The following is an 11,640-nucleotide window of genomic DNA, read 5'->3' as shown; positions in this document are numbered from 1 at the left end:
TTCTCGGCGCCGTATTCCATGGCCTTGCGCGGGATGGCGTCGTAGTCTTCCTCGTCGGGCTGGCCCAGGTTGGCGGTGTAGGCGTAGGGCAGGGCACCCTTGTTCTTCATCCAGCGCAGTGCGGCGCTGGTATCGAGGCCGCCAGAAAAGGCGATGCCGACCTTCTGGCCGACGGGGAGGTTTTGGAGGATGGTTGCCATGGAATATCTTTCAAAAATAGTAGCTGCCAGCGCTTTTCCAGCAAGGGCTGAAAGCCAAAAACGCCTTGATGCCCTGGCTCTGCGCCGCACGCAAGGCAGGGCGCTGCCTCACGCGTAGTGGCAGATGTAGTGAAAAGCCTCGGTCACGCGGATGTCGAAGCTGGAGTTGCCCGGCACGCTGAACTTGTCGCCTGGGCCGCACGGCGCCCATGTGTCGGAGCCCGCCAGCTTGTATTCGCACGCGCCGCCCACGCATTCCATGATCTCGGGCGCGCCGGTGCCGAAGGTGAGGGTGGACGGCAGCACCACGCCCACCGATTTCTTTGTGCCGTCAGGGTAGGTGAGGCTGTGGCTCACGCACTTGCCGTCAAAGTACACATTGGCCTGGGTGGTGACGGTGACGCCGTCGATCTTGTCGGTGATCATGGATGGGGTGTTGCAGATGGGGGACAAGCCGCTGATTTTAGGCTTGCCCGCGCGCGCGGCGGCAGGTCAGCGGCCGTAGCCGTCGCGGTGGTCGTGTCCGCGCGGTGGCCGGTAGGGGTAGCCGTAGGCGTCGCGGTACTCGATCACCGTGACGGGCGGCTGCACCACATAGGCGGGCGGGCCGGGTTGGGTGGACACCACCACCCCCGGTGGGGTGTAGCCACCGTGCACCGCGGACTGGCCTGGCGGGTAAGCAGACGGGTATCCCGGCTGATAACCCGGCTGGTAGCCCGGTTCCAGGGGCGCGTAACCCGGGATGCCGGGGACGGCGGGCCTCACCGTCAGCGGTATCCACTGTCCGGGGTCGGTTTGGGTGCGCATGCTGTAGTGGCGGCCAGCGTACTCATACACCACGTCGTAGCCGACGGTGCGCTTGTCGTAATAGGTCTCGGTGGTGCAGCGCTGCACGTTCTGATAGCCGGGGCGCCCGGCTTCGATCTGGTTGCCCAGCACCGCCCCGCCGATCACGCCCAGTGCCGTGGCGGCCGCGCGCCCGCTGCCACCACCGATTGCGTTGCCAGCCGCACCGCCGGCAATGGCGCCCAGCACGGCACCGCCGCCGGTGGTGGGGCGCGCGCCGCTGTAGATGGTTTCGTTGCCGCACACCTGCTGCGGAATGGCGACCTGCTCGGTGATGGGCGTGGCCGACAGCACGCGGCCCTGTTCCTGCGCCTGGGCGGCCAGCGCCGCCGTGGTCAGGGCGGCAAATACGATGATCTTGTTCATGGGCAAAGCTCCTTATGGTCGGCATGCAACGCGCCAGACCCGGTACAAGTTTCAGCCCAGTGCGTCAACACATCGGCGCCAAGCCGTAAAGCTGCGTAAACAGAAGCGGGCTCAAGACTTGGACTGGCCGGGCGTGCGGGCGTTCCCCGCGCTGGCTGCGTTACGTGCGCCCCATGCCTCGGCGCTGAAGCCCACCGTCACCTCGCCCGCTGGCGTGCCTTGCCACTCCACCACGGGCCGTTTGATGACCGACGGTTGTTGCTGCATCAGCGCTGTGGCGCTGGCGGCATTGATGACCGAGGCTTGCGCGGCTGCGTCCAGCTTGCGCCAGGTGGTGCCCTGGCGGTTGAGCAGCTTTTCCCAGCCCGCAGCGGCGGCCCAGGCGGGCAGGCGGTCAGCTGGAACGCCTTGCTTCTTGAAGTCGTGGAACTGGTGCGTCAGCCCTTGCGATTGCAGCCAGGCGCGGGCCTTCTTGACGGTGTCGCAATTGGAGATGCCGTAAACGATGATCGTGGGGGTACTCATGGGCGCGCATCATCGCGCATGCCCGGCTCGGCGACAATCCGGCCCGCTATGCACATTCCTCCGCAGACACTGGAAGGCTGGCTTCGCCACTGCGAGCAGCTGCACCCCAAGAACATCGACATGGGCCTGGAACGCGTGGGCGAGGTGGCGCGCCGCCTGGGGCTGCGCTTTGACTGCCCCGTGATCACCGTGGCCGGCACCAACGGCAAGGGCTCAACCTGCGCCATGCTGGAGGCCGTGGCCATACAGGCCGGCTACCGCACGGGGGTTTACACATCGCCGCACCTGGTGCACTTCGAGGAGCGTTGCCGCATTCGCGGCGAGCATGTTGATGCTGCATCTTTGGTAGCGCACTTCGCCGCTGTGGAGCGCGCCAGAACCCAAAACGGCAATGATGTCACGCTGACCTATTTTGAATTCACCACGCTGGCCATCCTGCGGCTGCTGAGCCATTCGCTGCTGGACGTGGTCATTCTGGAAGTCGGCCTGGGCGGGCGGCTGGATGCCACCAACATCATCGACGCCGACTGCGCCGTCATCACAAGCATCGACATCGACCATGTGGAGTTTCTCGGGCCCGACCGCGAGACCATCGGCCGCGAGAAGGCCGGCATCATGCGCACCGGCCGCCCTGTGGTGGTCAGTGACCCCATGCCGCCGCAAAGCGTGATCGACCGCGCCCACACCATCGGCGCCGACCTGTGGCGCTTTGGGCAGGACTTCAATTTCTCGGGCGACAAGCAGCAGTGGGCCTGGGCCGGGCGTGGGCGTCGCTACGCGGGGCTGGCCTATCCAGCGCTGCGCGGCGCCAACCAGCTGGTCAACGCATCGGGGGCGCTGGCCGCGCTGGAGGCGCTGCGCGATCGCCTGCCGATCACCGCGCAGGCCGTGCGCGCGGGCCTGGCGCTGGTGGAGCTGCCCGGGCGCTTCCAGATCGTGCCGGGCCAGCCCACGCTGGTGCTGGATGTGGCGCACAACCCGCACTCGGTGGCGGCGCTCACCGCCAATCTGGACGCCATGGGCTACTACCCCACTACGCATGCGGTGTTTGGCGCCATGGCCGACAAAGACCTGCTGCCCATGCTGTCCAAGGTGGGGCCGGTGATCGACCGCTGGTATTTCACCGATCTGCCCACGCCGCGCGCCGAGACGGCTGCCAGCCTGCAGCAAAAATGGAACGCCCTGCAGATGGCCGCGGGCGGGCGCCGGCAGGTCACCACCAGCCTGCACGCCAGCCCCGAAGAGGCTCTGCGCGCCGCCGTCGAGGCCGCAGACCCCGCTGATAGAATTGTGGTCTTTGGCTCGTTCTATACAGTAGGCGGCGTGCTCAAAAACGGAGTGCCCCGCCTGCAGGCCAAGCATCTGGGCGCATAAATCTGGGCGCATAACGGGTCCGCACTTCATGGCATTTTTCAAGTTTCGGTGGCCTGGCGCGCAAGAGCCGCAGCAGGGCGACAGCAGCAAGCCCGCCAAACGCTCACGCACACCCCAGGCCGAGAGCGTTGACGAGATGCGCAGGCGTGCACGGCATCGTCTCATTGGCGCTGCCGTGCTGGTGGCTGCCGGCGTGGTGGGGTTTCCGCTGTTGTTCGACACCCAGCCGCGGCCTGTCCCGGTCAACGTGGCCATCGACATTCCTGATCGCAACAAAACACCGCCGCTGACCGTGCCGCAGCCTGGCGCGCCCGAGTCTGAGTCTGCTCCCGCACCTGCAACTGCTGCAACTGCGGCGCCAGAGCCGGCCGCAGCCAGCCTGGCTGCAGGTGAAGAGATGGCGCCCCCGCGCACCCGCAGCGAACCCGTAGCGCCGGTCCCCACCCCGCGTGCCCACGCAGAGGTCAAGCCGGAGCCCAAACCGGAATCCAAACCCGATCCCAAACCCGAGCACAAGCCAGAGTCCAAACCCGAGCCCAAACCTGCCCGTCGGGATGATGCGGCGCGCGCGCGCGCTCTGCTTGAGGGGCGCGACCCGCAGGCGGGCAGCACCCCAGGGGCGGAGCGTGCTGGGCAAGAGCGCTTCATAGTGCAGGTGGGCGCCTTTGCCGACGACGACAAGGCGCGCGAGGTGCGAGACAAACTGGAGCGGTCGGGCCTCAAGACCTACACCCAGGCGGTGAACACCAAGGATGGCAAGCGCACGCGCGTGCGCGTCGGCCCGTTTGACAGCCGCGCCGATGCTGACAAGGCGGCTGCACGCGTCAAGGGCGCTGGACTGCCGGCCTCGGTGCTGGCGCTGTAAGCCTGTCTGGATGACGGCATTTGCTGGATAGATCGCGCATGGCGGCGCTTGACTGGATCTTTCTCACGGTGCTGCTGGCATCGCTGCTGATCGGTGCGTGGCGCGGGCTGGTGTTTGAACTGTTGTCGCTGGCGGGCTGGGTGGTGGCGTTTTTTGCCGCGCAGTGGTTTGCGGGCGATGTGGGTGCGCTGCTGCCCATGGGCGAGGCAGGTGCGTCCTGGCGTCATGTGGCGGGCTTTGCGGTGGTTTTTGTCGGCGCGATATTTGCCTGCGGTCTGTTGGCCTGGCTGCTCAAGAAATTGGTCGAGGCCGTGGGCCTGCGGCCTGCAGACCGGGCGCTGGGGGCGCTGTTTGGCGCGTTGCGTGGTCTGGTGCTGCTGCTGGCGGTGGCGCTGGTGGCCGGCTGGACGCCGATGCATGAGGCGCCTTGGTGGCAGCAATCGCAGGGCGCTCCGCTGCTGCAGACTGCGCTCAAGGGTTTGAGGCCAGCGCTGCCCCTGGAGCTGGCGCGGCATCTGCCGCTATGAGGCTGTCTTGCTGCCCACTGGTGGCGGGTGCTGGCAATTTTTTTGGCGGGATGTCTCCTGCCGCTTGTAAATGGAACGCGAACTATGTGTGGAATCGTCGGCGTGGTCAGCACGACCCCAGTCAATCAGCTGATTTATGACGCCTTGCTGTTGCTGCAGCACCGGGGACAGGACGCAGCGGGCATCGTGACCCAGGAAGGGCGCAAGTTCTTCATGCACAAGGCCAAGGGCATGGTGCGCGACGTGTTTCGCACGCGCAACATGCGTGCGCTGCCGGGCGTTGTAGGCCTGGGGCAGGTGCGCTATCCCACGGCCGGCAATGCGTCCAGCGAGGAGGAGGCCCAGCCTTTCTACGTGAACGCCCCTTTCGGTATCGTGATGGTGCACAACGGCAACCTGACCAATGCCAAGCAGTTGCGTCGCGAGTTGGCCGATACCGATCATCGCCACACCAATACCGAAAGCGACTCGGAGGTGCTGTTGAACGTACTGGCGCATGAGCTCGCGCGCGTGAGCAGCGGCGCCCGGCTCACGGATGACAATGTGTTTGCCGCGGTACGTGCCGTGCACAAGCGCATCAAGGGCTCGTATGCCGTGATCGCGTTGATTGCAGGCTATGGCCTGCTGGCCTTTCGTGATCCGTTTGGTATTCGGCCGCTGTGCATGGGCAAGGGCGCTGATGGCACGATCATGGTGGCCAGCGAGTCGGTGGCGCTGGAAGGCACCACCCACATGCTGGATCGCGACATAGCGCCCGGCGAGGCCGTTTTTGTGCACGCCGATGGCAGCGTGCAGACCCGCCAGTGCGCGGACGATCCGCGCCTGTACCCCTGCGTGTTCGAATACGTCTATCTGGCGCGCCCGGACTCGGTGATGGATGGCATCTCGGTCTATCAGGCACGCCTGAACATGGGCGAGACGCTGGCCAAGCGCGTGATCTCCACCGTGCCGCCTGGCGAGATCGACGCCATCATCCCCATTCCCGAATCCAGCCGCCCCAGCGCCATGCAGCTGGCGCAATTGCTGGGTATTCCGTATCGCGAGGGCTTTGTCAAGAACCGCTACGTGGGCCGTACCTTCATCATGCCGGGCCAGGGCGCGCGCAAGAAATCGGTGCGCCAAAAGCTCAACGCCATTGGCAGCGAGTTCAAGGGCCGCAAGGTGCTGCTGGTGGATGACTCCATCGTGCGCGGCACCACCTCCAAAGAGATCGTGCAGATGGCACGCGACGCTGGCGCCGTGAAGGTTTACCTGGCATCTGCCGCACCGCCGGTGCGCCACCCCAACGTCTATGGCATCGATATGCCCACGCGTGACGAACTGGTGGCTCATGGCCGCACGGTCGAGGAAATCCGCCAGCTGATCGGCGCTGACGCGCTGATCTACCAGGACGTGGACGCCATGAAGCAGGCCGTGCGCAAGATCAACCCGCAGGTCGAGGGCTTCGAGGCCTCGTGCTTTGACGGGGTGTACATCACCGGCGACATCTCAGACGATGAGGTGACTGCCCTCAATGAAGGCCGCAACCGCGGCGGTGAGGAAGAGCAGGTCAGCACCTCGCGCTTGTCCCTGCCCAATGCCCAGGAGGCCTGAGAAGCTGTGAACGAATCCGCCATGTCCGCTCGTTGCGCAAAAACGCACCCCCCTCGGCGTTGCAAATGCTCGCCATAGCCCGAGCTATGGCTGCGCTTTGCGCCTTGATGGGGCATGTTTGTGCGCTCCGCTCGGCCACGCCGGATTCATTCACTCCTTCTGAGCCCGCCCGGTTTCATCGTGCCATTAGCGCCATGTGCCAGACCCAGACGGATTTGGCATGAAAAGTGCCTCAAACCTATGTATAACAAGCGCTAGCTGCTCCTGTTTTTGAGATAAGGAACGTCACCGTGACCGACAAATCCCTGCCAGCAGGGCTGCACCCCGACACCCTCGCGCTGCGCGAGGCGGTTGCGCGCAGCCAGTGGGGCGAGCACAGCGAGGCGCTGTACCTGACCAGCAGCTTCGTGCAGCCCGACTGCGCCACCGCCGCGCGGCGCTTTGCCAACGAGGAAGACGGCTACACCTACAGCCGCACCGGCAACCCCACGGTGACCAGCTTCGAGCGTCGCCTGGCGGCTATGGAGGGTACCGAATGCGCCGTGGCCACCACCACCGGCATGGCCGCCATCTTGCTGGTGGCGCTCACGGTGCTGAAGGCGGGTGACCACGTGGTCTGCTCGCGCTCGATGTTCGGCTCCACCATCAAGCTGATGGGCAGCGAAATGGCCCGGTTCGGCGTTGAAACCACCTTTGTCGCGCAGACCCGCATCGACGAGTGGAAGGCAGCCATCCGGCCCAACACCCGCCTGCTGTTTGCCGAAACGCCCACCAATCCTTTGACCGACCTGTGCGACATCGCCGCCCTGGCCGAACTGGCCCATGCCCACGGCGCGCTGCTGGCCGTGGACAACAGCTTTGCCTCGCCCGCCTTGCAGCGGCCCGCGCAACTGGGTGCCGACCTGGTCGTGCACTCGGGCACCAAGCTGCTGGACGGCCAGGGCCGCGTGATGGCGGGGGCTGTGTGCGGTTCGGCTGCGCTGGTGGAGAAAGTCATGGGTGGCTTCATGCGCTGCGCGGGGCTCAACCTGTCGGCGTTCAACGCCTGGGTGGTGCTCAAGGGCCTGGAAACACTGGCCCTGCGCGTGAAGGCGCAAAGCGCCTCTGCGCTGCAACTGGCCTCCTGGCTGGAGCAGCACCCCAAGGTGGCGCGCGTGTACTACCCAGGTTTGCAGAGCCACCCGCAGCACGCGCTGGCCATGCGCCAGCAAGGCGGTTTGGGCGGCGCGGTACTGTCGTTTGACGTGGCCGGGCAGGGCGCTGAGCAGCTGCGTGCGAATGCCTTCCACGTGGTGGACAGCACGCAGGTGTGCAGCGTGACCGCCAACCTGGGCGACGTGAAGACCACCATCACCCATCCGGCCAGCACCTCGCACGGCCGCCTCACAGAAGAACAGCGCCAGGCGGCCGGCATCGGCCAGGGGCTGATCCGCATCTCCGTAGGCCTGGAGCACATTGATGACTTGAAGACAGACCTCTGCCGAGGACTGGATACCCTGCCATGACACAACAACAAGTACGCACTCGTTTCGCCCCGTCGCCCACGGGCTTCATCCACCTGGGCAACATCCGCTCGGCGCTTTACCCGTGGGCTTTTGCACGCGCCAACGGCGGCGTGTTCATTCTGCGCATCGAAGACACCGATCTGGAGCGATCCACCCAGGCATCGGTCGATGTGATTCTGGAGGGCATGTCCTGGCTGCAGCTGGATCATGACGAAGGCCCGTACTACCAGATGCAGCGCATGGATCGCTACAAGGAAGTGCTGGCCCAATTGCAGGCTGCAGGCCATGTCTATCCCTGCTACATGAGTGTGCAAGAGCTCGACGCCTTGCGTGAGCGCCAGATGGCCGCCAAGGAAAAGCCCCGCTACGACGGCACCTGGCGCCCCGAGCCCGGCAAGGTGCTGCCGCCCGTGCCCGAGGGCGTCAAGCCCGTGCTGCGTTTCAAGACGCCCAAGGATGGCGTGGTGGCCTGGGACGACAAGTGCAAGGGCCGTATCGAATTCCAGAACAGTGAACTGGACGACCTGGTCATCGCCCGTCCCGATGGCACGCCCACCTACAACTTCTGTGTGTGTGTGGACGACATGGACATGCGCATCACCCATGTGATCCGCGGCGACGATCACGTCAACAACACGCCGCGCCAGATCCACATCTTTGAAGCTCTGGGTGCCACGGTGCCGGTGTTTGCCCACCTGCCGACGGTGCTTAACGAGCAGGGCGAGAAGATGAGCAAGCGCAATGGCGCCAAGCCCGTGACACAGTACCGCGACGAGGGTTACCTGCCCGATGCCATGGTCAACTATCTGGCCCGCCTGGGCTGGAGCCACGGCGATGATGAAATCTTCAGCCGCGCGCAGTTTCTGGAGTGGTTCAGCCTGGATCACCTGGGGCGCAGCGCTGGTCAGTTTGACGAAGCAAAGCTGCGCTGGGTGAATGCCCAGCACATCAAGGCCACGGACGACGCGCAGCTTGCCGCGCTGGTACGCCCCTTCTTGCTGCAAACCGGTGTGGCCGAAGCCCTTGTGGATTCCGACGACCGCCTGCCGCGCATCTGCGCATTGTTCAAGGACCGTTGTGAAACGCTGGTGGATCTGGCGCGCTGGGCCCGCTTGTTCTATCAGGAGGCTGTCGAACGCGATGCGCAGGATTACTCCAAGCATGTGACCGATGCGGCGGCGCCCTTGCTGGAGGCCTTTTCTGCGGTGATGGAAACAGTTGCTTGGAACAAGGACGCAATCGCCGCTGGCATCAAGGATGTGCTCAAACAGCAGGGTGCAAAAATGCCCCAACTGGCCATGCCCGTGCGCGTGCTCACCCTGGGCACAGCGCACACGCCATCGGTCGATGCAGTGCTGGAATTGCTTGGACGCGAAAAAATCCTCGCACGATTGAAAATCCATTAAAAACCTGTCTATAATTCAAGGCTCAGGTGATGACGGCCAAGAATAAATTCAAGGCTCGAATCAATGGGGGTATAGCTCAGCTGGGAGAGCGCTTGCATGGCATGCAAGAGGTCATCGGTTCGATCCCGTTTACCTCCACCACCTGTAAATTGAACGCAAGTTCTTAGGTTTTGACCCTATCGTCTAGAGGCCTAGGACATCACCCTTTCACGGTGAGTACCGGGGTTCGAATCCCCGTAGGGTCGCCAAGTTTTGTAACGCTTGGCTCAGTCGCTGAAGCAGCTTGGCAAAAGTTACACCACTGTGGAGTGGTAGTTCAGTTGGTTAGAATACCGGCCTGTCACGCCGGGGGTCGCGGGTTCGAGTCCCGTCCACTCCGCCATTTATCTTGGGGGTATAGCTCAGCTGGGAGAGCGCTTGCATGGCATGCAAGAGGTCAGCGGTTCGATCCCGCTTACCTCCACCAAGATAGTAAGTGTCTGGTTTTTTGTTTGTGACCCTATCGTCTAGAGGCCTAGGACATCACCCTTTCACGGTGAGTACCGGGGTTCGAATCCCCGTAGGGTCGCCAAGTTTTGTAACGCTTGGCTCAGTCGTTGAAGCGGCTTGGCAAAAGTTACACCACTGTGGAGTGGTAGTTCAGTTGGTTAGAATACCGGCCTGTCACGCCGGGGGTCGCGGGTTCGAGTCCCGTCCACTCCGCCACGCAATTCCGTAAGTCGTTAATTTTAAAAAGCTCTTTGGGTTACAAGACAACGGCTCACAAGTCAGTTCACAACGCCGCAACGATTTTCGTTTGTGGCGTTTTTCTTTTTGTCATCGCTTGCGCGTGGCAAGCTGCCGCACGGCATGGCCTTCAAGTGGCACGCCGCTACTGCTGTTGTTTGGCAAAGTTTTATGCTGCACTGAATCGCCCCTGGTTCAGTAGACACCTTCGAGCCTCAAACTGAGGCCCAACAGGAGGAGCCCTGAAGAAGAACCAGCCCTATCCGGGAAGAATTCAAGATCGAGGCGGTCAAGCAGATCACCGAGCGAAGCCACAAGGTGGCCGAGGTTCCGGCGCGCATGGCGTGAGCCAGCACAGCTTGTACAAGTGGATCAAGCTCTATGGGCATCCGTACGCACGAAGGCGGGTTGTATCTGGCCATCGTGGTGGATCTGTTCTCGCGCTAGGCGGTGGGCTGGTCGATGGGGAGCCGGATCGACACCGGCTTCACTTTTGATGCGCGGTTGATGGCCTAGTGGCGTCGCCAGCCCAAGCGGGCCGTCACGGCGCATTCCGATCAGGGGAGTCAGTTCACAGGCCATGAGCGGCAGACATTGCTGCGCGAGCACAACCTGGTCAGCAGCATGCTCCAGCAGGCCTACGCCGCGCGTACCGATATCTTCAACCACATCGAGAGACTCTGTAACCCCAGGCGGCGCCACGGAACTGCCGACGACATTTCGCCGGCCGAGCGCGAACGATGCAATTCCCAACGGTTCACGAGTGTCAATGAAACCCGGGTCGACTCAACGTGAAACCCCGTTGTTTGGAGATCCATGTATTGAAAATATAGTCTTGATTCTAGAGAGGTCAGCGCGGATCGCGATCAAGTCAACATTACTTGGGTGCCAAGCGTATGGCGCCGTCCAGGCGGACGACTTCGCCGTTGAGCATGTCATTCTCAAAAATGTGGCGAACCAACTTGGCATAGTCCTGTGGTGTACCTAGTCGGCTGGGAAAAGGCACACCTGCAGCCAGGGATTCTTGTACCTCTTTGGGCATGCCGAACAGCATGGGGGTGCCGAAGATTCCGGGAGCAATCGTCATGTTGCGGATACCGCTTCGGGCCAAGTCGCGTGCAATAGGCAAGGTCATGCCGACTACGCCTCCCTTGGACGCGGAGTAGGCCGCCTGGCCAATCTGTCCGTCATAAGCTGCAACGCTAGCTGTAGAAATCAGTACGCCGCGTTCGCCGGTGGTTTCGGGCTCATTGTTGCTCATGGCTTCGGCGGCAAGGCGAATCATATTGAAACTACCCACCAAGTTGACGGTGATGGTCTTGCTGAATGTGGCCAGTGCATGGGCGCCATTCTTGCCAACGGTTTTTTCGGCAGGAGCGATGCCGGCGCAGTTGACCAAACCCATGAGCTTGCCCATTGAGACAGCCTTGGCAATCACTGCCTGGCCATCGGTCTCGTTGCTCACATCACAACGCACGAAAGCACCGCCAATGTCGCGAGCCACGGCCTCCCCCTTGTCGGCCTGCATGTCGGCAATCACAACTTTTCCACCCGCTTCGGCCAACATGCGCGCTGTGCCCTCACCCAGTCCGGACGCTCCGCCCGTAACAATGAATACCTTGCCCTGGATGTCCATCTTGTGTCTCCGATAAGTGATGTTGACGTAAACGTCAATTATGGACGAGGCCAAACCGACGCTGCTCATAA

Annotated in this window: 11 protein-coding genes, 6 tRNA genes and 1 pseudogene; 13 read left to right on the top strand and 5 right to left on the bottom strand. The window is 63.1% G+C overall.

Annotated elements, in window-relative coordinates:
• The 4 genes from AB7E35_RS13950 to AB7E35_RS13935 all read right to left on the bottom strand — a co-directional run.
• A partial coding sequence (locus AB7E35_RS13950; RefSeq protein ID WP_428167761.1) for an argininosuccinate synthase domain-containing protein occupies nucleotides 1-200 on the bottom strand: 200 nt, incomplete at its 3' end.
• A gap of 108 nt (nucleotides 201-308) precedes the next feature.
• Nucleotides 309-626, bottom strand: a complete 318-nt coding sequence (locus AB7E35_RS13945) for a pyrimidine/purine nucleoside phosphorylase (protein WP_428164138.1) — start codon at nucleotides 624-626, stop codon at nucleotides 309-311.
• A gap of 66 nt (nucleotides 627-692) precedes the next feature.
• Nucleotides 693-1,412: a glycine zipper 2TM domain-containing protein gene (locus tag AB7E35_RS13940; RefSeq protein ID WP_428164139.1), complete on the bottom strand. Its 720-nt coding sequence runs from the start codon at nucleotides 1,410-1,412 to the stop codon at nucleotides 693-695.
• Nucleotides 1,413-1,523: 111 nt separating this feature from the next.
• Entirely contained in the window at nucleotides 1,524-1,937 is a 414-nt protein-coding gene (locus AB7E35_RS13935; RefSeq protein ID WP_428164140.1) for an ArsC family reductase, read from the bottom strand.
• Nucleotides 1,938-1,985: 48 nt separating this feature from the next.
• Here AB7E35_RS13935 and folC point away from each other — a divergent pair, with 48 nt between their 5' ends.
• The 13 genes and pseudogenes from folC to AB7E35_RS13870 all read left to right on the top strand — a co-directional run.
• Nucleotides 1,986-3,311, top strand: coding sequence for a bifunctional tetrahydrofolate synthase/dihydrofolate synthase (folC, locus tag AB7E35_RS13930; protein ID WP_428164141.1), 1,326 nt, complete (start codon nucleotides 1,986-1,988; stop codon nucleotides 3,309-3,311).
• A gap of 28 nt (nucleotides 3,312-3,339) precedes the next feature.
• Entirely contained in the window at nucleotides 3,340-4,176 is an 837-nt protein-coding gene (locus tag AB7E35_RS13925; protein WP_428167760.1) for an SPOR domain-containing protein, read from the top strand.
• A 38-nt stretch (nucleotides 4,177-4,214) separates the two neighbouring features.
• Nucleotides 4,215-4,703 (top strand): CvpA family protein, encoded by a 489-nt coding sequence (locus tag AB7E35_RS13920; RefSeq protein WP_428164143.1) that lies wholly within the window; start codon nucleotides 4,215-4,217, stop codon nucleotides 4,701-4,703.
• Between the two features lie 84 nt (nucleotides 4,704-4,787).
• Entirely contained in the window at nucleotides 4,788-6,296 is a 1,509-nt protein-coding gene (gene purF / locus AB7E35_RS13915; protein ID WP_428164144.1) for an amidophosphoribosyltransferase, read from the top strand.
• Nucleotides 6,297-6,586: 290 nt separating this feature from the next.
• Nucleotides 6,587-7,801: an O-succinylhomoserine sulfhydrylase gene (locus tag AB7E35_RS13910; protein ID WP_428164145.1), complete on the top strand. Its 1,215-nt coding sequence runs from the start codon at nucleotides 6,587-6,589 to the stop codon at nucleotides 7,799-7,801.
• Nucleotides 7,798-9,207: a glutamate--tRNA ligase gene (gltX, locus tag AB7E35_RS13905; RefSeq protein ID WP_428164146.1), complete on the top strand. Its 1,410-nt coding sequence runs from the start codon at nucleotides 7,798-7,800 to the stop codon at nucleotides 9,205-9,207. The genes AB7E35_RS13910 and gltX overlap by 4 nt, the downstream gene beginning before the upstream one ends.
• Before the next feature lie 65 nt (nucleotides 9,208-9,272).
• Nucleotides 9,273-9,348: transfer RNA gene (locus AB7E35_RS13900), tRNA-Ala, on the top strand.
• Nucleotides 9,349-9,379: 31 nt separating this feature from the next.
• A tRNA-Glu gene (locus AB7E35_RS13895) sits at nucleotides 9,380-9,455 on the top strand.
• A 57-nt stretch (nucleotides 9,456-9,512) separates the two neighbouring features.
• Nucleotides 9,513-9,589, top strand: a tRNA-Asp gene (locus AB7E35_RS13890).
• Between the two features lie 8 nt (nucleotides 9,590-9,597).
• Nucleotides 9,598-9,673: transfer RNA gene (locus AB7E35_RS13885), tRNA-Ala, on the top strand.
• 29 nt (nucleotides 9,674-9,702) lie between these two features.
• A tRNA-Glu gene (locus AB7E35_RS13880) sits at nucleotides 9,703-9,778 on the top strand.
• Nucleotides 9,779-9,835: 57 nt separating this feature from the next.
• Nucleotides 9,836-9,912, top strand: a tRNA-Asp gene (locus AB7E35_RS13875).
• A 408-nt stretch (nucleotides 9,913-10,320) separates the two neighbouring features.
• Nucleotides 10,321-10,560, top strand: a pseudogene (locus AB7E35_RS13870) (DDE-type integrase/transposase/recombinase); the annotation flags it as partial.
• A gap of 250 nt (nucleotides 10,561-10,810) precedes the next feature.
• Here AB7E35_RS13870 and AB7E35_RS13865 read toward each other — a convergent pair.
• The gene (locus tag AB7E35_RS13865; RefSeq protein ID WP_428167762.1) at nucleotides 10,811-11,569 is read right to left on the bottom strand and encodes a 3-hydroxyacyl-CoA dehydrogenase; all 759 of its coding nucleotides are present in this window, start codon (nucleotides 11,567-11,569) and stop codon (nucleotides 10,811-10,813) included.
• Nucleotides 11,570-11,640: the final 71 nt, after the last annotated feature.

The sequence above is a fragment of the Diaphorobacter sp. genome, assembly GCF_050251835.1.
Classification (GTDB): domain Bacteria; phylum Pseudomonadota; class Gammaproteobacteria; order Burkholderiales; family Burkholderiaceae_C; genus JBFXIE01.
Note: the sequence above shows the minus strand (reverse complement) of the source record. Positions and strands in the feature narration are given on the sequence as shown.